The 18,659-nt window shown below is 70.9% G+C and carries 17 protein-coding genes; 9 read left to right on the forward strand and 8 right to left on the reverse strand.

The genetic code is table 11. The features are described from left to right. Positions 1–46: 46 nt before the first annotated feature. Both OHA30_RS22975 and OHA30_RS22980 read left to right on the forward strand, forming a co-directional pair. Complete coding sequence (locus tag OHA30_RS22975; RefSeq protein ID WP_328915746.1) at positions 47–805, forward strand: AzlC family ABC transporter permease; 759 nt, start codon at positions 47–49, stop codon at positions 803–805. Then, the gene (locus OHA30_RS22980) at positions 805–1,113 is read left to right on the forward strand and encodes an AzlD domain-containing protein (protein ID WP_328915747.1); all 309 of its coding nucleotides are present in this window, start codon (positions 805–807) and stop codon (positions 1,111–1,113) included. The genes OHA30_RS22975 and OHA30_RS22980 overlap by 1 nt, the downstream gene beginning before the upstream one ends. A gap of 181 nt (positions 1,114–1,294) precedes the next feature. On the opposite strand, the gene OHA30_RS22985 is transcribed toward OHA30_RS22980, so the two are convergent. The 8 genes from OHA30_RS22985 to OHA30_RS23020 all read right to left on the reverse strand — a co-directional run bounded on the left by OHA30_RS22985 (position 1,295) and on the right by OHA30_RS23020 (position 11,562). Next, entirely contained in the window at positions 1,295–2,542 is a 1,248-nt protein-coding gene (locus OHA30_RS22985) for an MFS transporter (protein WP_328915748.1), read from the reverse strand. Between the two features lie 67 nt (positions 2,543–2,609). Then, positions 2,610–3,977: an ATP-grasp domain-containing protein gene (locus OHA30_RS22990; RefSeq protein WP_328915749.1), complete on the reverse strand. Its 1,368-nt coding sequence runs from the start codon at positions 3,975–3,977 to the stop codon at positions 2,610–2,612. 147 nt (positions 3,978–4,124) lie between these two features. Further along, positions 4,125–5,594: an adenosylhomocysteinase gene (gene ahcY / locus OHA30_RS22995; RefSeq protein WP_328915750.1), complete on the reverse strand. Its 1,470-nt coding sequence runs from the start codon at positions 5,592–5,594 to the stop codon at positions 4,125–4,127. A 264-nt stretch (positions 5,595–5,858) separates the two neighbouring features. After that, positions 5,859–6,536, reverse strand: a complete 678-nt coding sequence (locus tag OHA30_RS23000) for an RraA family protein (RefSeq protein WP_328915751.1) — start codon at positions 6,534–6,536, stop codon at positions 5,859–5,861. A gap of 65 nt (positions 6,537–6,601) precedes the next feature. Next, entirely contained in the window at positions 6,602–7,828 is a 1,227-nt protein-coding gene (locus OHA30_RS23005; RefSeq protein WP_328915752.1) for an aminotransferase-like domain-containing protein, read from the reverse strand. Next, entirely contained in the window at positions 7,818–8,363 is a 546-nt protein-coding gene (locus tag OHA30_RS23010; protein ID WP_328915753.1) for a flavin reductase family protein, read from the reverse strand. Before OHA30_RS23010 ends, OHA30_RS23005 begins: the two co-directional genes overlap by 11 nt. Positions 8,364–8,405: 42 nt before the next feature. Further along, complete coding sequence (locus OHA30_RS23015; protein ID WP_328915754.1) at positions 8,406–9,971, reverse strand: 4-hydroxyphenylacetate 3-hydroxylase N-terminal domain-containing protein; 1,566 nt, start codon at positions 9,969–9,971, stop codon at positions 8,406–8,408. Positions 9,972–10,032: 61 nt separating this feature from the next. After that, positions 10,033–11,562 (reverse strand): FAD/NAD(P)-binding protein, encoded by a 1,530-nt coding sequence (locus OHA30_RS23020; RefSeq protein WP_328915755.1) that lies wholly within the window; start codon positions 11,560–11,562, stop codon positions 10,033–10,035. A 724-nt stretch (positions 11,563–12,286) separates the two neighbouring features. Here OHA30_RS23020 and OHA30_RS23025 point away from each other — a divergent pair. From OHA30_RS23025 to OHA30_RS23055, 7 genes are all read left to right on the forward strand, one after another. Beyond that, entirely contained in the window at positions 12,287–13,765 is a 1,479-nt protein-coding gene (locus OHA30_RS23025; protein ID WP_328915756.1) for an aldehyde dehydrogenase, read from the forward strand. A gap of 34 nt (positions 13,766–13,799) precedes the next feature. Beyond that, positions 13,800–14,585, forward strand: a complete 786-nt coding sequence (locus OHA30_RS23030; protein ID WP_328915757.1) for a 2-keto-4-pentenoate hydratase — start codon at positions 13,800–13,802, stop codon at positions 14,583–14,585. 252 nt (positions 14,586–14,837) lie between these two features. Beyond that, positions 14,838–15,638 carry a 2-keto-4-pentenoate hydratase gene (locus OHA30_RS23035; RefSeq protein WP_328915758.1) on the forward strand — a complete coding sequence of 267 codons (801 nt, stop codon included), beginning with the start codon at positions 14,838–14,840 and terminating at the stop codon, positions 15,636–15,638. A gap of 2 nt (positions 15,639–15,640) precedes the next feature. Further along, entirely contained in the window at positions 15,641–15,850 is a 210-nt protein-coding gene (locus tag OHA30_RS23040; RefSeq protein WP_328915759.1) for a tautomerase family protein, read from the forward strand. 90 nt (positions 15,851–15,940) lie between these two features. Further along, positions 15,941–16,933: a VOC family protein gene (locus OHA30_RS23045; protein WP_328915760.1), complete on the forward strand. Its 993-nt coding sequence runs from the start codon at positions 15,941–15,943 to the stop codon at positions 16,931–16,933. A gap of 101 nt (positions 16,934–17,034) precedes the next feature. Next, positions 17,035–17,283: a hypothetical protein gene (locus tag OHA30_RS23050; protein WP_328915761.1), complete on the forward strand. Its 249-nt coding sequence runs from the start codon at positions 17,035–17,037 to the stop codon at positions 17,281–17,283. After that, a complete protein-coding gene (locus tag OHA30_RS23055; protein ID WP_328915762.1) occupies positions 17,276–18,553 on the forward strand; it encodes an Nramp family divalent metal transporter in 1,278 nt (425 codons plus the stop codon). Before OHA30_RS23050 ends, OHA30_RS23055 begins: the two co-directional genes overlap by 8 nt. The last annotated feature ends 106 nt before the right edge of the window (positions 18,554–18,659 follow it).

The raw sequence follows: 18,659 nt of genomic DNA on the forward strand, positions 1-18,659 counted from the left end.
TACCGTCGAGTTCATGATTTCCTTACGGCGATCGGTCGATCGCGGTATGGTCCGTGACATTGCCCCGCTCTGTTTCGCGGATCTGGTCGTCGGAGCGTCTTTCGGCGCTATCGCCGTGTCCGGCGGTCTGCCCGCCTGGGTGCCGATCGTCATGTCGCTGCTGGTCTTCGCGGGCGGCGCGCAGTTCGCCGCGCTCGGGGTGGTTCTCGCCGGAGGCAGTCCGTTCTCCGCGGTGCTGACCGGGCTGGTGCTCAACGCCCGTCTGCTGCCCTTCGGTTTCGCCGTCGCCGATGTGCTCGGCGGGCGCTGGCGCGGGCGGCTGGCGGGCGCGCATCTGATGGTGGACGAGTCGGTCGCCTTCGCGCTGCGGGAGAGCGATCCGGAACGCCGCCGCCGGGTCTACTGGATCTGCGGAGCCGCCCTCTTCGTGTCCTGGAACGCCGCCGTGGTGCTCGGCGCGCTCGCCGGGGGAGCGCTGGGCGACACGGACACGTTCGGGCTCGACGCGGCCTTCCCCGCCGTGCTGCTGGCCCTGACGCTGCCCTCGCTCGCCCAGGGCGGCACCCGCGGTGCCGCTCTCGTGGGCGCCGCGGTCGCGGTCGCGGCGACGCCGTTCCTGCCCGCCGGGCTGCCCGTACTGCTCGCCCTGGTCGGCCTCGTGGTCGCGGTCCGGGCGCCGGCGGCCGGACCGGTACCGGAGCCGGTCACCGCCGACGGGCCCGAAGCGGGGGCCGGGTCCGCCCCCGAGAACGGGCCCGATGTCAGCGCCGTCGCGGCGACCGACTCGCTCGGGGAGACCCGCTGATGCCCCTGATGGCGATCCTCCTCATGGCCGCCGGCACCTACGCCTTCCGGCTGGCCGGCCCGGCCCTGCGCGACCGGCTGCGGGTGCCCGACCGGCTGAACCGGATGCTGTCCGTCGCGGCGGTCGTGCTGCTCAGCGCGCTGGTGGCCACCGCCGCCCTCACCGAAGGGCATGGCTTCGCCGGCTGGGCCCGGCCGTCCGGTGTGCTGGTCGGCGGTGTGCTCGCGGCCCGGCGGGTGCCGTTCCCCGTGGTGATCGTCGCGGCCGCCGGGTCCACGGCGCTGCTGCGGTGGTGCGGGGTGAGCTGAGCGTCGCCGGGAATGGGCACTCTGTCCTCGCGGTGCCGTCAATTCCGGATCGCGGCCCGCGCGGGTTTCCCGGCGGAATGGTTTCCGTGCCGAAATACGGCGGAATTACGGCCTCCCCCCGACCGGAGCCGCAGCCCTTTCGTATTCCCGGTGCGGACGCCGCAATTCGGCCGGAAGCGTGTCAGCCGGCCTGTGGCGCCAGCCGCTCCGGCGGGTCGTCCGGATACCAGGTCCGCGTGCTGAATCGGGCGGCGATCATCACGGCCGACGCCGCCAGCACCGCCAGACCGGTGACCAGCCAGGGCGTCCCCGGCTCACGTCCCGAGGAAAGCGCCGCGCCGATCTGGGGGGCGGCGATGAAGCCGACGTTGACCCCCGCCGAGTACAGGCTGATGTTCCGATTGACGACGGAAGGGGCGGAGAGATGGCTGACGTAGCTGAGCAGGCTGGGGAAGACGACCATCTCCCCGGCCGTCCACACCAGGGTCGCCACGGGCAGCAGCAGACGGTTGTCCGAGACGCCCATGAGCGCGAAGCCCGTACCGGCCAGACCGAAGCCGATCAGCAGGGACCGCGCGTGCGACACGTCCGCCATCGCCTTGTTCAGCGGCACCTCGAACAGCACGATCGCCGCCGCGTTGACCACGAACACCAGACTCGCCCAGTACGCGGGCAGGCCGAGTCCTTCCACGACGTAGGCGCTCAGCAGCACCGGCGGCAGGGCGTACACCACGTGCACGGGGACGGCCAGGGAGAAGATCGTCCAGAACCGGGTCCAGCCGTGGGCCGACGCCGGAGCGGGACGTACGGCGGGGGCGCCGTCCGAGGGCGCGGGCACGGCGTCCGGTGCGGACAGGCCGGACGGGGAGCGGGCCCGCAGAAAGGCCGTCGCGCCCAGCACCATGGCGGCGTTCACATAGAACAGGGCCGCCGGCGCCACGAGGAAGAGCAAGCCGCCGACCGTCGGGCCCAGACCCATGCCCAGATTGATCGCCAGCCGGTTGCAGGAGAAGGCGATCTTCCGCTCGTCGGGCCGTGAACTCGCGACGACCTGGGCGTAGGTCGCAGGAGTGCAGATCTCGTACGCCATGCCCCAGACCAGGGTCGCCGTCACCAGCGGTGTCACACCCGACAGCAGGGGAGTCACGCACAGCACCACCGCGTAGACCAGTGAGCCCGCCTGTATCACCTGGGTGGGGCGCACCCGGCCCAGGAACACGCTCGCCGACAGATCGGCGAGCAGCGCTCCCAGGCCGAACGCGCCCACGATCAGACCCACTTGCGCACCACCGTAGTGGCGCTGGCCCAGCAGATAGGCGGCCAGGAAGGGGAAGGCCATGGTGCCCGACCGGAACAGCAGGGTGGTGACGAACAGTGTCCGGAGGTCGCGGTTGAGCCCCGTGACCGTACGGAACGTGCCGAGGATCATCCGCGCGCGACCTCGTACGGCGGTACGGCCGGGCGCCGGGTGGTACGCGGTCGGCGGCCCGGGCCCGTCATCGCGCCGAGGGGACGGTGCCCCGGTCCGCCGCTGCCTCGGCCGCCGTCCCGGTTTCGGCGGGATCCTCCGTCGACGGGTCCACGGTGAAGATCTGCTCGGTGCGGGTGGCGGCCGCCCTGTCGGCCTCGGCCCGGAAGGCCGTCCGGTCCTGCCGCTCCGGCTCCAGGGGCGTGAAGTACTCCAGCACTCCGTCCCGGGCGAGGTAGGAGGTCAGCGGCCGTGAACGGTCACCGACCTTGGCCGTCGTGTACAGCGCGACCTCGGCCGGCGTCAGGCCCTCGGGCGCGCGGACCTCGGTGACGGTGCCGGCGGGCGCCTTGAGGAAGGCGGTGGCCCCGATGCCGAGGGGGACGGACGGGAAGTCCGGCAGCCCGTCCAGCGTGCCGCGGTAGGAGGCGATGTGGATGTCGTAGGGGCTGTACCCGTAGACCCGGTCGATGAGGTCCATGATCCCGTCGCCGCCCGGCCGGGCCGCGACCTCGACCACGCTGAGCCGGTCCCCGTCGACCAGCACCTCGACATGGGCGAGACCGTGGTCGATCAGCAGGGCCGCGCAGGCGTCCAGCGCCACCTGGCGCAGGGCCGCGTTGTCGGAGTCGGCGCTGGGCACCATCTGCCCGCGCTCGGTGAAGTAGGGGGCGCCCGCCTTGGACTTGTCGGTCACGGCGAGCACGGCCCGCTGCCCCTCGTGGTTGGCCACCTCGACGGAGACCTCGTGGGTGGAGCTGACGTACTCCTCGGCCTGGTAGCGGTGGTCGGAGAAGTCGTAGAGCGGGGCGATCTCCAGCAGGCCCTCGCGGCAGTAGTCGTAGGCCGCGGGCAGTTCCTCCGGGCTGTTCACCATGACGGTGCCCACATTGCCCGCGAAGTCCCTGGGCTTGAGCACCAGGGGGAAGGTCAGTTCGGCGGCGGCCTTCTGGAGTTCGGGCAGCGTGCCGAACAGGCGGTGCCGGGCGCACGGGACACCGTGCTCCTCGAACGCCGCCTTCATCGTGTGCTTGTCCCTGACCCTGGCCAGGCACTCGTCGGACAGCGTGGGGAGGCCGTAGTGGCGGGCGACCGCGACGGAGACGTGCACGGTCATCTCGATGACGGGCACCACCGCGTCGGGCCGCAGCCCGGTCTCCTTCTCGAAGGCCTGGACGGCGGCGAGGGCTTCCTCCGCGTCGTAGTAGTCGGCCTTGAGCACATGGTCGAAGAACCGGTTGGCGCTCGCCGTCTCCGGGGACTCGCTCATCCCGATCACGGCGCCCGGATAGGTGCGCAGCGCCGAGACGATCGCCCGCTCCCGGAGAAGGATGTCGGCACCGAGCAGCAGCAGGTAGCGGTTGTCGTGGGACCTGGTTCGCTCACGCTGGAACATCTGCATCCTTTTTGTCGGCTGACGCGGTGTTTCCCATGAATTCCCGGACCCGCCGAGCCGCCCGCCCGCGCGGAAGAGGCCATGGCGAGGTCGCCCTCCGGGCCCGGACGGGCCGGACCCGGAGAAGCGGCGAGGCGGCCGGTTGGCTCAGTAGCGGTAGTGGTCCGGCTTGAACGGTCCCTCGACATCGACCCCGAGGTAGGCGGCCTGCTTGTCGGTGAGGACGGTGAGCTCGACGTCGAGGGCGTCCAGGTGCAGCCTGGCCACCTTCTCGTCCAGGTGCTTGGGCAGCGTGTAGACCTTGGCCTGGTACGCCTCGCCCTTGGTGTGCAGCTCGATCTGGGCGATCGTCTGGTTCGCGAAGGAGCACGACATCACGAAGCTGGGGTGGCCCGTGGCATTGCCCAGGTTGAGCAGCCGGCCCTCGCTCAGCACGATGATGGACTTGCCGTCGGGGAACACCCACTCGTGCACCTGCGGCTTGATCTCGATCTTCTTGATGCCGGGGACCTTGGCGAGACCGGCCATGTCGATCTCGTTGTCGAAGTGCCCGACGTTCCCGACGATCGCGTTGTGCTTCATCTTGGCCATGTGCTCGGCCATGATGATGTCCCGGTTGCCGGTGGTGGTGATGAAGATGTCACCGGAGGCGATCACGCTGTCCAGCGACTGGACCGACAGACCGTCCATCGCGGCCTGCAACGCGCAGATCGGGTCGATCTCCGTGACCACCACGCGCGCGCCCTGGCCGCGCAGCGATTCCACCGCGCCCTTTCCGACGTCGCCGTAACCGCAGATCACCGCGAGCTTGCCCGCGATCATGACGTCCGTGCCGCGGTTGATGCCGTCGACCAGGGAATGCCGGATGCCGTACTTGTTGTCGAACTTGCTCTTGGTCACCGAGTCGTTGACGTTGATACCGGTGAAGAGCAGGTTGCCCGCCTTGGCGAGCTGGTACAGCCGGTTGACGCCGTTGGTGGTCTCCTCGGTGACGCCGACGATGGACTTGGCCATCGCGGTGTACTTCGAGGGGGTCTCGACCAGCGAGCGGCGCAGCACGTCGAGGACGATCCTGTGCTCCTCCGAGTCGTCCTCGGTCGGCTGCGGCACCGCTCCGGCGGCCTCGTACTCCACCCCGAGGTGCACCAGCAGCGTCGCGTCACCGCCGTCGTCGACGATGGAGTGCGGGCCCGATCCGTCCGGCCAGGTCAGCAGCTGCTCCGCGCACCACCAGTACTCCTCCAGCGTCTCGCCCTTCCAGGCGAACACGGAGCTGCCCTTGGGGTTCTCGGCCGTGCCGTCCGGGCCCGCCACGACCGCGGCGGCGGCCTGGTCCTGGGTGGAGAAGATGTTGCAGCTCGCCCAGCGGACATCCGCGCCGAGCGCGACCAGGGTCTCGATGAGGACCGCCGTCTGCACGGTCATGTGCAGGGAGCCCGCGATCCTTTTGCCGGCCAGCGGCTGTTGCGGACCGAATTCCTCGCGCAGCGCCATGAGCCCGGGCATCTCGTGCTCAGCGAGCTCGATTTCCTTGCGTCCGGCTGCGGCGAGCGTGATGTCGGCGACCTTGAAGTCGCTCACTGAGCCCGCGCTGTCTGCGGTGAGGCTGACCGTCACGTTGGATCTCCTAGAATTCGCTGGGAGGGAGGAGCCGGGTGTCGGTGGAGCGTTGCACACCGGGCGGGCCCGTGGGCGTTCTCCCCGCCCACCCCTGCTGACGACATCCCCGTCAGGCGGTGCTTCTCCCGGCCAATCACGTTACACGTCAGGGGCGTTGCGAGCACACGACTCCACGGGATTCCGCCGCCTCCGTGCCGTGCCGTGTCGGGCCGACCGGACGGCCGGCCGCGGCGAATGACGGAAGCCCCGGCAAGCCCCCGCTCAGAGGTGCCCGAATTCGGCGAGCAGCTCGGCGAGACCGGCTCCGTTATTGATTTTGTCGCGAATCACGCCCTCTTTGGCGAGAAGCCGCCTTGTCTCCGCCACCACTTCCCCGGCCAGCGGGGGCGGTATGACACCGACCCCGTTCTCCTCCGCCACCACAATGTCGCCGGGGCGGATTATCTCGTCCCCTATCCGGACGGGGACATTCACCTGTACCGGACGGTCCGCGTCCGGCGCCGTCGGCGGGCAGCGGCGCGGCGCGGTGGCCCGGTACCAGATCGGGAAGTCCAGATCCCGCAGTTCGTCGACGTCGCGGACGGCGCCGTCGACCACCACGCCGGCGATCCCCGCCATCCGCGCCAGCGTCGCCATCACGCCGCCCCACATGGCCATCCGGGTGTTGCCGTAGCAGGCGAGCACGATGACGTCGCCCGGTCGCGCGGTCGGCAGCACCGGCAGGATGTCGACCAGGCCGTCCTCGGGCAGGTCGATGGTCAGCGCCGGGCCGATGACCCGGTGCTCCCGCTTGACGGAGAGGAAGCCGCCGATCGCGCCCACCTCCGGATGCGCGTCGGAGACCAGGCAGCTCGGGCTGTACTCCGGCAGCAGCACCTCGCGCAGCGCGTCGAGGCTCTCCGCGGGCGGCCGGACGAGGGTGTTGTAGACGGTCCGCACGGTGTGTCCCTTTCGGTTCCTGGTGTCCGCTTCCCTCGCGCCGTCGGTCGTGTCCGCCGCCGCGCTCACCGCGCGCCCCCCGGACCGGCCGCGTCCGCCAGCGCCCGCGCGAGCCTGCGCACGCCCTCGAAGATGTCGTCGTCGGGTACCCGGCTGAACGCCAGCCGCAGTGCGTTGCCGCCGCGGAAGTCCGGGTAGAACGCGCGGCCGGGTACGTAGGTGACCCCGTGGTCCAGCGCCTGCTTCTGCAGCGCCATGGTGTCCACGCCCTCGGGCGCGGTGATCCAGCTGAAGAAGCCGCCGTCCGGACGGGTGAACCCGGTGCCCGCCGGAAGGTGGGTGGCCAGGGCCTCCATCATCAGATCGCGCCGGCCGCGGTAGAAGGCCCTTGAGGCGGCGATGCCCTGGTCGAACCGTCCGGAGCGCCCGTAGTCCTCCAGCAGGAGCTGCGCCAGCGCGCTCGTGCACTGGTCGGTGTTCTGCTTCGCGCGCACCAGCTGGGCCACGAGCCGGCTCGGCGCCGCGATCCAGCCCATCCGGGTGCCCGGGGTGAACGTCTTGGAGAACGTGCCCAGTTGGGCCACCACGTCGGGGGCCAGCGACCACAGGCTCGGCCGGCGCTGTCCGTCGAAGCCCATCTCCCGGTAGGCCACGTCCTCGACGATCAGCATCCCGTACCGCCGCGCCAGCGCGACCAGCGCGTGCCGGCGCTCGACGGACAGCCGCAGGCCCGTCGGGTTCTGGTAGTCCGGGATGATGTAGAGCAGCTTGGGAGCAGGGCCCGGCGAACCGCTCAGCAGCCGCTCCAGCGCGGACACGTCCAGGCCGTCGGCGTCGACGGGTACGGCCTCGGTCCGTACCAGTGCCCGCTGGAAGCCCACGAGCGCGCCGAAGAACGTCGGCCCCTCCACCACGACCCGGTCGCCCGGGTCGAGGAGGCACTTGATGATCAGTCCCAGGCCCTCCATGCCGCCGCTGGTGACGATCAGTTCGTCGTCCCCCGGCCGGTGGCCCTCGTGGGTGCCCAGCCAGCCGGCCAACCAGTCCCGGAGCCCGGGCAGGCCGGCCGTGGGCCCGTACTGGAGCGCGGCCGGGGAGACCACGACGCGCGAGAAGCTCTCCTCAAGGGCCCGCAGCGGGAAGGTGTCGGGGTGCGGGAAGCCGCCGGACAGCGCGATGGCCCCGCTGCCGCCCGACTGGTTGAGTATCGCCGTGATCTCGTCTCCGGTGTCCCCGGCCACGTGCCGGGCGAACACCTCGTCCCAGGGCCGGTTGCCGAGGTCAGCGGTCATCAGGGGTCGCTCCGTCCGTGGTGTCGTCGAGTATGTGGAGCCGTCTGCGGAAGTGGACGAGCGGCGGCCCCGATCCGTACCAGAGGCCGTCCACCTCGCCCACGTACAGGACGTGGTCGCCCGCGGTGTGCGACTGGCGCACGGTGCAGGCCAGATGGGCCAGGGCGCCCGCCAGCAGCGGAAGCGCGTTGCGCCATACGAAACGGACCAGGTCGGGCCGCTGGGCGCCGCCCGCGAAGTGCTCGGACAGCGGCAGTTGGTCCCCGCTGAGCACGGAGACGCCGTAGCGGCCGGTCTCGACGATCCGGCGGTGCGTGACGGTCCCCGCGGAGACCGAGACGAGCACCAGCGGCGGGCTGAGCGACACCGAGGTGAAGGCGTTGGCCGTCATGCCGTGCACATCGGCCTCCTCCGGCGTGCCCGTCGCGGTGGTGACCACCGTGACTCCGCTCGCGAACCGGCCGAGCGCCTGGCGCAGTTGTCCGGGGCCGACCTCGTCGGGGACATGGGTGGTGGTACTGCTGCCTACCGTCACTGGCATCCCTTCGTGGGGGCGCGGGGAGCGGCGCGCCGGTGGTCAACGGCCCTTGACGAAGGACAGGTCGTCCGGGTTGAACAGGTCGGGCTGCGTCCAGCCGTCGAGGTCGTACTCGGACAGGCACTGGTCCACGAAGCCCTTGAGGGCGTCCGCCTCGCCGGAGGCCTGGTGCGCCCACAGCGTCTGGAAGCGGACGGCCTCGTGGTCGCCGCCGTAGTTGCGCTCGTACAGCTCGTGCCGGCCGCCGAACTCGGTGCCGACCGCGTCCCAGAGCAGCTTGAGCAGCTTGACCCGGTCGATCGCCTGAATGCCGTTCGAGCCGCGCAGATACGTGTCGAGGTACGGGCGGATGTCCGGGTTCCGCCAGTCGCTGGCGTGCGAGTTGAGGTAGATCAGCCCGCTGCCCAGCGTCTGCTGGAGGATCTCCTTGATCCGCGGGTAGCCCACGCCCATGAAGGTGCGGTACGCCATGCCGTAGCGGATGTTCGGCTGCACGGCGTCGCCCACCCACGGCAGCGGCGACTTGGCCATCGCGTCGGACAGGCCCCAGAACAGGTCCCGCCAGTTGAGGATCTCGCCGATCTGCGCCTGCACACCGCGGAAGCCGGCCGTGCCGGTCATCTCCACGGCCTTCATCGCGCACCCGGCGATGAAGTCGAGCTTCACCGCGAGGCGGGCGCACCCGTGGAAGGTGAAGCGGTCCACGAAGCCCGAGCCGTTGGCGAAGGCGTTGGCCGCCTCCGCGCTGTACATGAAGACGCTCTCCCAGGGGATGAGCACCTTGTCCAGCACCATGATGGCGTCGTTCTCGTCCAGCCTGCTCGACAGCGGGTAGTCGAACGGGCTGCCCAGCACCGCGGCGGCCAGCTCGTAGGACGTGCGGCAGAAGAGCTTCAGCCCGGGGGCGTCCATCGGCACGGTGAACACCAGGCCGAAGCGCTTGTCCTTGAGCGGGAGCCCGTAGTGGGCCACGAAGTTGGCGTTGGTCAGCGCGGAGCCGGTGGCGACGACCTTCGCGCCGGAGACGATGAGACCGGCGTCGGTCTCCTTCTCGACGTGCACGCACACGTCCGCGCTCTCGTCGGCCGGCCGGTCCCGGTCGATCGGCGGGTGCACCAGGGCGTGGCTGTAGTACGGCATGCGTTCCTGCGCGTGCTTGTACCAGCGCAGCGCGTTCCCCTTGAACTCGCCGTAGAAGTCGGCGTTCGCGCCCAGGGTGCCGAGGAACGCGGCCTTGTAGTCGGGGGTCCGGCCCAGCCAGCCGTAGACCAGCCGCTGCCAGGCCACGATCGCGTCGCGCGAGGCGACCAGGTCGTCGGCGGACCTGGCGGTCTTGAAGAAGGGGTGGGTGAAGCCGCCGTTGCCGGTCTCGGTCGGCACGCGCAGAACGCCCTCCGCCTCCGGCGCGTGCATGGCGTCGTAGAGCCGGGCGACGGACCGCGCGCTGTTGCGGAAGGCGGGGTGGGTGGTGACGTCCTCGACGCGCTCCCCGTAGATGTAGACCTCGCGGCCGTCGCGCAGCGAGGCCAGATACTCGTCGCCGGTCATCGGCCGTACGTCGTTGTGGGTGCCGGAGTGCTGGGGTGTCCGCGTTGTCGTTGTCATGACTCTCCCTGGGTCTGGGCGGTCGGGAACACCCGGGCCGCGACGGGCGCGGCCGCAGGGGTCAGGCGCTTTGCAGGGCGTCGTCGGTCAGGGAGGTGACGGCGCCGGGCCCGCCGGTGACGGCACCGGCGATGTCATGGGCGCGGTCCACGATCGAGGGCAGGCCGAAGGTGAAGAAGAGGCTGCCGGCCGCCAGGTCGCCCAGCGCGTACAGCCTCGGCTCGGGCTTGCCCTTGACCACGAGCCGGCTGGTGGCCCGCTCGACCCGCAGCCCGCCGCGCGGATGGCGCTCGGCGAGTCCGGCCCCGGTCAGGGACGCGATCAGGGGGCGGGCCTTGCGCGGGATGCCCTGCGCGGAGGTGTTCACCGCGTTGACGAGGGTGTCCGCCTGGTAGGAGGGGCCGCCCCCAGCGGTGTGGACGACGAACCGGCCGTCGGCGGTCGGCGCGATGTGCCGGACACCGGAGACGATCTCCAGCTGTCCCGAGTCGACCAGTTCCAGCAGCGTGGCGGCCGAGGCCGGCGGCATCGGGCAGCACAGGCTCATCACCGTGCGGTAGTGGGTGGTCAGCAGACGGCTCTTCTCGCTCTCGGGCAGCAGGGGCCACACATCGGGACCGGTGGCCGGGACCGCCTGCTGGAGGATGCGCAGCGCCCGGCTGGGCGAGCCCACGGCGGCCAGGTGCCGGCGCAGGGACGTCACCGGATCGCCGTCCTGGAACGCGGCGATCTCCTCGGCCACCGAGCCCAGGTCCTCGCCCGCCGCCTCGAACTCCGCCCGCATGACGTCGACCAGGTCGTCGAGCGTCATCACGCGGCCCTCCGCGGCGGCCGCGCGGAACCGCTCCGGGGTGAAGTGCTGGAGCGTGTACGGACTCGCCTTCTGCCGCACGAGCGGGAGCACTCCGCTGCGCGACAGCATCCTGATGCCCCCGCGGTGGCCCCGCGCGGCGAGCGACACGACGACGTCGACCCCGGTCAGACCGCTGCCGATCACCCCGACCTCGTCGGAGGGGTCGATGGAGTCGAGCGAACGGGCCAGGGGATAGGGGTCGCTGATGAATCCGGGGGACCCGGACAGGGAGTAGAAGTCCTCGGGCGCGCCGCGGCCGACGCACAGCACCGCGCGGTCGACCGTGAACTGCCGTCCCCCGTCGGTGCCGAGGACGATCCGGCGGCCGGCCGGTGTCGCGCTCTTCACCCCCTCGCGGACCACGCGGACCCGCCAGCCGCGCTCCTGGAGGCGGACCAGCGCCTCCAGGGCCGACTGCTCCAGATAGCGCCCGAAGACGGCCCTCGGGACGAAGCGCATGCCGCTGAACGGGTCCTCGAAGTCCGCTTCCGAGCCGAAGGCCAGATCACGTTCGATCAGCCAGCGCCGGAAGTGCCCCTTGTCACCGAACCGTACGGACATGCCGTCCGGGGGGATGTTGACCCGGACGGTGGGTAAGTCGGACTGATACGGCCGGCCGCGCCACAGATGCGCGGCCGCTTCGAAGACGGTGACGCCTCCCGGCGCCGCGTCGGTCTCGGCCAGGGCGTCGAGCAGGCAGACGGCGGACGCTCCGCCCCCGACAACGCCTATCTCCATGGTGTGATGCGATTCATTGGAGCCCATGACTTGGCACGCCCCCTAGTTTTCGCGCCTCAGTCCGGCCGCAAGAGCAAAGAGAGAGATCAAACGCCCGGAATGGGTGGAGAGGAATGTCCGCGCCCTGTTCCGCATGCTTTCGAGGAGCCGGCTGCAACATGCCGGGCTGCGGATTCGCAATGGTTCGGCATCGGCGTATCTGCGCTCACAGGGCAGCGCTGATACGCCCCGTATCGAGCTGCCGATGTGAGACTACCCCGGATTTCCGACGACAGTCAACGAACATATGTCGGCGCCGGGTTTACGCAGGTCGTGGGCCGATGATCCGTATCGCACGGGATTGCACGGGCACGAACGAACTTTATGTCCGTTTGCTGAGCCTTCGTGTGCATGTATGCGAAGGATAGGTTTCAGGTTTATGAAACCTGCTGAGCTAGGGTTTTTACGGATGTGCGGTGTCGTTGATCTTAGGGGCCGTTGACGCCCGTGGATCGGTGTGGAAGATTGAAGGACGTATGCACCGTGAACCGCACGGGGGACGCTTTCGGGTTTCGCCGGAATGCCGGGTTCCGATTTTCCCCCCGTGGATGTCGTGAGGCGCAGCCGCTCTTCAGTGGTCCGGGAATCGATCGGGGTGCGATATGTCGGCGTGTGAAATTTCCCACTTCTTATTGATGGAACGGCCCGTTTTCCGGTGCCGTCGGCGCACGGGAAGGAATTCCCGATGACGGCCGGCATCGACCCGGCGGTCGGCATCCGGCACGTCCGCCATCTCATCGGGGGCAGGGCGGTCGACTCGGCGGACGCCGAGACGTTCGAGACGAGGAATCCGCACGACAACTCGGTGATCGGAACGGTGGCCCGGGGCACCGCGCTGGACGGCGAACGGGCCGTCGCGGTGGCGCGAAAGGCGTTCGACGAGGGCCCCTGGCCGAGGATGACACCGAAGGAACGGTGGAAGATCCTGCATGCCGTGGCCGACGCCGTGGACGCCCACCGGGACGAGCTGGCCGAGCTGGAGACGCTGGACAGCGGCAAGATCATCCGTCAGGCACGGCACGGCGAGGTGCCCCGGGTCGCCCACAACCTCAGGTTCTTCGCCGACTACGCGGCGATGGCCGCCAACGAGGCGTACCCGGACGGGCCGGTGCTCTCGTACACCCTGTACCCGCCCGCGGGCGTGGTCAGCGCGATCAGCCCGTGGAACGCGCCCCTGATGCTGGCCACCTGGAAGATCGCGCCGGCGCTGGCGTTCGGCAACACCGTGGTGCTCAAGCCCGCACCGCAGACACCGCTGACCGCGTCGCGCTTCGGTGAGCTGGCGCTGGCCGCGGGGCTGCCGGAAGGCGTGCTGAACGTCGTGCACGGCTTCGGCGGCGACGAGGTCGCGGGCCCGCTGACCTCCGATCCCCGGGTGGACCGCATCACCTTCACCGGCTCCAGCGCCACGGGGGCCAGGGTCATGGCGGCCGCGTCCGCCCATCTGACCCCGGTCTCGGCCGAGATGGGCGGGAAGTCGGCCACCCTCGTCTTCGACGACGCCGATCTGGACGTCGCCGTGCCCGAGGCGATCCGCGCGATCTTCGCGGGGAACGGGCAGGTCTGTCTGGCCGGTTCCCGGCTCTTCGTACAGCGCGGCATCCTCCCCGAGTTTCTGGAGAGATTCGTCGAGGAAACGAAAAAACTCGTCGTCGGCGACCCCAGGAACGACGAAACCTTCATGGGACCGCTGATCGAACAGCGGCATCTGGAAAAGGTGCACGGTTATGTCGAACTCGCCCGACAAGAGGGCGGAACGGTCATCACCGGAGGGTCGCGGCTGGTGGACGGCGATCTGGCCGACGGTTTCTACTACCCGCCGACGGTGATCACCGGACTGACCAATGAATCACGTACCGCGCAGGAGGAGATTTTCGGCCCGGTGGAGACGGTGATTCCGTTCGACACCGAGGAGGAGGCCCTGCGTCTGGCGAATTCCAGCCCTTACGGACTGGCCGGGATTCTGTTCACCACCGATCTCGACCGCGCCCATCGGCTGGCGCCGCTCTGGCGGGCCGGCACGCTGTGGATCAATTGCTTCTTCGAGCGCGATCTCCGGCTGCCCTTCGGCGGTCAGGGAATCAGCGGTATCGGGCGCGAAGGCGGGCAGTTCTCGCGTGATTTCTTCACCGAACCCCGGGCCGTGATGATCCGTGTCCGTTGACCGCCGGGTACGGCGGCTGCTGGAAGAGGACCCATTGAAACCCGAAGTCCTGAGTGACGCTGCCCACACTCTGACCGATGCCTATCGGACCGGAAGAACCGTCAGGTCGGTCATTGACGACGACAAGAATCTCACCCTGTCCCACGCCTATGAGATCCAGCGGGAACAGGTGCGCCACCGTGTCGCGGACGGCGACCGGCTCCGCGGCTTCAAGGTGGGCCTGGCGTCCGTTCCCGCGCAGCGGGAGTTCGACGTACGGGAACCGGTGCTCGGCCGGCTGACCGGCGGTATGTTCCACGCCGGGCAGCTGTCCCTGGACGCCGCCCGGCTGCACCAGCCGCGGATCGAACCGGCGCTGGCCTTCGTCCTCGGCGGGGCGCTCCGCGGCCCCGGCAGCACCGTGGCCGACGCCGCCCGGGCGGTGGAGTTCGTGCTGCCGGCCCTGGAGATCACCGACTCGCGGGTCGAGGAAGGGGCCCGCTCCGCGCCCGAACTGGTCGCCGACAACGCCGGTTGCGGCGGTGTCGTCCTCGGCACCACCCCGGTGGCCCTCGCGGGGACCGACCTCCGGCTGGCCGGCTTCGTGCTGTACCTCAACGGGGCCGTGGCCGCGACGGGCGCCGGCGGCATGGCGCTCGGCTCGCCGCTCAACGCGGTGGTCTGGGCGGCCAACGCCCTGGGCGCCGAGGGCTCCGCCCTCGAAGCCGGCCAGCTGGTGCTGGTCTCGTCCGTCACACCGTCGGTCCCGGTCGGGGCCGGCGACACGGTGAGCGCGACCGTGGCCGGGGTGGGGGCCGTGACCGCCGCGGTGGAGCGCTGAGGGCGCGCCGAACGCCTTCGGCGCGAGCCACCCGGTACGGGCACGGTCCGCTCACGGCCCGTACTGCCACCCGTACCGCCACCCGTACCGGCACGTCCCGTCCGTCCCGCACCCGTACTGCCACGTCCTGTCGTCCCGTCCCGGGCCCCCGGGCCCCGCACCCGCACCTTGCGCCCGTACCGGCGGCTCCCCCCGCCGGAGATCCGCCCTGCTCCCGCACACTCGCCCACGCCCGAAGGAGGCGGCCCGGCCATGACCGAGGCACTGGAAGTCCGATCCGGAGACGTCCGGCGCGCCGCCGAGATCCTGCTCGCGGCCGAGCGCTCGGTGACCGCGCGCGGACCCCTCACCGAGCACTGGCCCGACCTCGACCTGCCCACCGCGTACACCGTGCAGTACGAGGCGCTGCGTCAGCGGCTGGGCCGGGGCGAGACGCTGATCGGCGTCAAGCTCGGCCTGACCTCGCGGGCCAAGCAGATCCGGATGGGCATCGACGCGCCCTCGCTGGCCTGGCTCACCGACGCCATGGTGCTGCCCGCCGACGTACCGCTGCCGCGGGCACGGCTCATCCACCCCCGGGCCGAACCGGAGATCGTCTTCGTGCTCGGCGAGCGGCTGGCCGGCCCCGGGGTGACCGCGGCGACCGCGCTGCGCGCGGTGGACCGGGTCTACGGAGGCGTCGAGATCATCGACAGCCGCTATCACGACTTCAAATTCACCATGGAGGACGCGGTCGCGGACAACAGCTCCTCCGGGCTGTTCGTGCTCGGCCCGGTCGGCAGGTCGCCGGACGGCATGGACCTGCTGCACGAGGCGTGCCTGCTGGAGGTCGACGGACGGATCGTCGACTCCGCGACCGGCGCGGCCGTGCTGGGCCATCCGGCCGAGGCCCTGGCCTTCGCGGCCAACAGCCTGGGCGAGCGCGGCCTGGCGATCGAACCCGGCGCGGTCGTGCTGACCGGCGGCATGACCGACGCGGTCCACGTCCGGCCGGGCGCCCGGGTCGCGGCGCACTTCTCCACCCTCGGATCCCTCACCATCGCAGGAGGCTGAGAATGCCGTTCATCGACGTGTCCCTCGGCACGGGACGGACTCCCGAACAGATCCGCCGGCTCATCCACGAACTCACCGAGGCCGCGCAGCGCGCCGTGGGCGCCCCGCTGGCCAACATCCGCGTGGTCGTCCGCGAGATCCCGCCGACCCACTGGGCGGCCGGCGACGTGACCATCGCGGAGCGCGGCGCCGGAACGCCCCCGGCCCCCTGAGCGGCCCCCTGAGCGCAGGTCCCGCCGGCCGCCGCCGGCACCCGAGTTGACCGACGGCACCGCGCGTGCCGTCCGAGGAGGGGACAGACCATGACCGACGACGACCTCTACCGCCACGAGATCGCCCATCTGGCCCGCGTGGAACTGCACACACCGAATCCGGACGGCACGCTCTGGTTCTTCAAGGACCTGCTGGGCATGTACGAGACCCACAGGGAGGGCCAGTCCGTCTATCTGCGCGGCTACGAGGACCCGTACCAGTGGAGCCTCAAGATCACCGAGGGCCCCGAGCCCAGAATGGACCACGCCGCGCTGCGCACGTCCTCGCCCGAGGCGCTGGAGCGCCGGATCAAGTCGCTGCGCGACGGCAACCAGGGCGGCCAGTGGTCCGACGGCGACTTCGGCTACGGCAAGACCTACGAGTTCGAGTCGCCCGACGGCCACAATCTGCATCTGCTCTGGGAGGTCGAGAAGTACAAGGCCCCGCCCGAACTCCAGAGCAAGATCCTCAGCCGGGCCTCGAAGAAGCCGCTGCACGGACTGCCGATCAAGCGGATCGACCACCTCAATCTGCTGGCCAACGAGGTGTCGCCGGTCCGGCAGGTCTTCGAGCGCCACCTCGGCCTCCGGACCCGTGAACGGGTGGTCGACGGCGACGTCGAGACCGGCGTCTGGCTGAGCAGCAGCCTGCTCAGCCATGACGTCGCCGTCATGCGGGACGCCCGCGGCGCGCGCGGCCGGCTGCACCACGTCGCCTTCTACTACGGCGTGCAGCAGCACACCAGCGACGCCGCCGAGATGTTCCGGGACTACGACATCACCATCGAGGCCGGGCCGGACCGGCACGGCATCACGCAGAGCTCGTTCCTCTACGTGTTCGAACCCGGCGGCAACCGGATCGAGCTCTTCGGCGACCCCGGATTCCTGGTGCTCGAACCGGACTTCGAGATGCGGACCTGGACGATGGCCGACATCGACACGGGCACCGCCATCGGCGGCACCAACCTGCCCACCGAGACCTACTTCGTCTACGGCACGCCGCCGGTCGGCCCCGGCCCCGACATCCTCCGCGGATCCCGCTGACCCGTGCGGCGGTCGGCGCGAGGCCCGTCCCCGCCCGGGGCCGTGCGGCGGCCAGGACCGGACCACCGTCCCGCACCGACCTGTTGAGGAGGCCCCTGCCGATGAGACGGATTCCCGTACCGTCCCGTCGCCGCCGTACCGCGCTCGCCGCGGGCGGCCCGCCCGCGGTGCTGACCGCGCTGCTGCTGGTGGCGCTGGTCAGCGGACTGACGCTCGGCCGGGGGCCCGACCGGCTGCTGGCGGTGGCCGTCGCCTCGGCGGGGGCGGCGCGGACGGCGCTGCGCCGCCGTTGGCGGGCGTCCCACCGGCGGCCGTCGGCCCCGCCCGTCCGCGGCGGTCGGGGTGCCTGACGCGACGCCGTACCCCGGGGCCACCCGGCCGCCGCGCGGCCTCCACCCGGGCCGGGCGCGTCCGGTCGCGTCCCGGGCGGCGGCGCTCGCCGGGCTCTGCGGTCCGGCGTTCGTCGTCGCCGTGGCCTACGTGGACCCCGGCAACTTCGCCACCAACATGACCGCCGGCGCCCGCCACGGCTGTCTGCTGCTGTGGGTCATCGCGGCGGCGAACGTCCTGGCCATGTTCGTGCAGTACCTCTCGGCCAAGGCCGGACTCGCCACCGGCCGCAACCTGGCCGAGCTGTGCCGGGAGCGGTGTCCGCGGTGGATGAGCCGGGGGCTGTGGTTCCAGGCCGAGTTGGTGGCCATGGCCACCGACCTCGCCGAGTTCGTCGGCGGCGCCCTCGCGCTCAACCTGCTGTTCGGCCTGCCGATGCTGCCGGCCGCGCTGCTCACCGCGGTGGTCGGGATGGGCGTGCTGACGCTGGCCCAGCGCGGCAGACGCCGCTTCGAGAGCGCCGTCGTCGCCATGCTCGCCGTGGTGTTCGCCGGCTTCTGCTACCAGACCTTCCGCGCGGGCGCCCCGGCCGGGCTGGCGGGCGGTTTCGTACCGCGGCTCGACGGGACCGACAGCACCCTGCTCGCGGCCGGCATCGTGGGCGCGACCGTGATGCCGCACGTCATCTATCTGCACTCCTCGCTCACCCAGCGGCACCGCCCGGCCGACGCCCGCCAGCGGCGTACCGCGCTGCGGGCGACCCGGCTCGACATCGGCGTGGCGCTCGGCCTGGCCGGGGTCGTCAACATGACCATGCTGGTGGTGGCCGCCGTCGCCTTCGGCGGGCAGGACATGACGACCGGCAGCCTCCCGGCCATGCACGCCCACCTCGGGGCCGCGCTCGGCTCTTCCGCGGCCCTGGCGTTCGCCCTCGCGCTGCTGGCGGCGGGCCTGGCGTCCTCCAGCGTCGGCACCTACGCGGGCCAGGTCGTCATGGCGGGCTTTCTGCGCCGTCAGGTCCCGCTCCTCGTACGCCGCCTGGTCACCGTCCTGCCCGCGCTGGGGCTGCTGGCCGCCGGTGTCGATCCCACGCAGGCGCTCGTACTCAGCCAGGTCGCACTCTCGTTCGGCATCCCCTTCGCGCTCGTGCCGCTCATCGCGTTCACCGCCCGCCGCGACATCATGGGGGACCTGGTGAACCGCCGCGCGACCACCGTCCTGGGCATCGCCGTGGTCGCGGCCGTCATAGGCTTCAACGGCGTGCTGCTCATCGAGCCGCTGACCGGCTGAGTGGGCCGGCGCGCGTGCTCCGCGGGGGCCGTTCGGTTTATTCGGTTGACGCGATATATCGCGTCTGGCATCCTCGCGTCGTATCGCGTAGGCGCGCCCTCCGTAC

Origin of the sequence: Streptomyces sp. NBC_00223 (genome assembly GCF_036199905.1) — a bacterium.
Classification (GTDB): Bacteria; Actinomycetota; Actinomycetes; order Streptomycetales; family Streptomycetaceae; genus Actinacidiphila.

Coding starts and splice junctions, on each gene's coding strand:
- OHA30_RS22975 (WP_328915746.1), top strand. CDS start 47: ATGGTCCGTGACATTGCCCCGCTCTGTTTCGCGGATCTGGTCGTCGGA.
- OHA30_RS22980 (WP_328915747.1), top strand. CDS start 805: ATGCCCCTGATGGCGATCCTCCTCATGGCCGCCGGCACCTACGCCTTC.
- OHA30_RS22985 (WP_328915748.1), bottom strand. CDS start 2,542: ATGATCCTCGGCACGTTCCGTACGGTCACGGGGCTCAACCGCGACCTC.
- OHA30_RS22990 (WP_328915749.1), bottom strand. CDS start 3,977: ATGTTCCAGCGTGAGCGAACCAGGTCCCACGACAACCGCTACCTGCTG.
- OHA30_RS23005 (WP_328915752.1), bottom strand. CDS start 7,828: ATGACCGCTGACCTCGGCAACCGGCCCTGGGACGAGGTGTTCGCCCGG.
- OHA30_RS23015 (WP_328915754.1), bottom strand. CDS start 9,971: ATGACAACGACAACGCGGACACCCCAGCACTCCGGCACCCACAACGAC.
- OHA30_RS23020 (WP_328915755.1), bottom strand. CDS start 11,562: ATGGAGATAGGCGTTGTCGGGGGCGGAGCGTCCGCCGTCTGCCTGCTC.
- OHA30_RS23025 (WP_328915756.1), top strand. CDS start 12,287: ATGACGGCCGGCATCGACCCGGCGGTCGGCATCCGGCACGTCCGCCAT.
- OHA30_RS23035 (WP_328915758.1), top strand. CDS start 14,838: ATGACCGAGGCACTGGAAGTCCGATCCGGAGACGTCCGGCGCGCCGCC.
- OHA30_RS23040 (WP_328915759.1), top strand. CDS start 15,641: ATGCCGTTCATCGACGTGTCCCTCGGCACGGGACGGACTCCCGAACAG.
- OHA30_RS23045 (WP_328915760.1), top strand. CDS start 15,941: ATGACCGACGACGACCTCTACCGCCACGAGATCGCCCATCTGGCCCGC.
- OHA30_RS23050 (WP_328915761.1), top strand. CDS start 17,035: ATGAGACGGATTCCCGTACCGTCCCGTCGCCGCCGTACCGCGCTCGCC.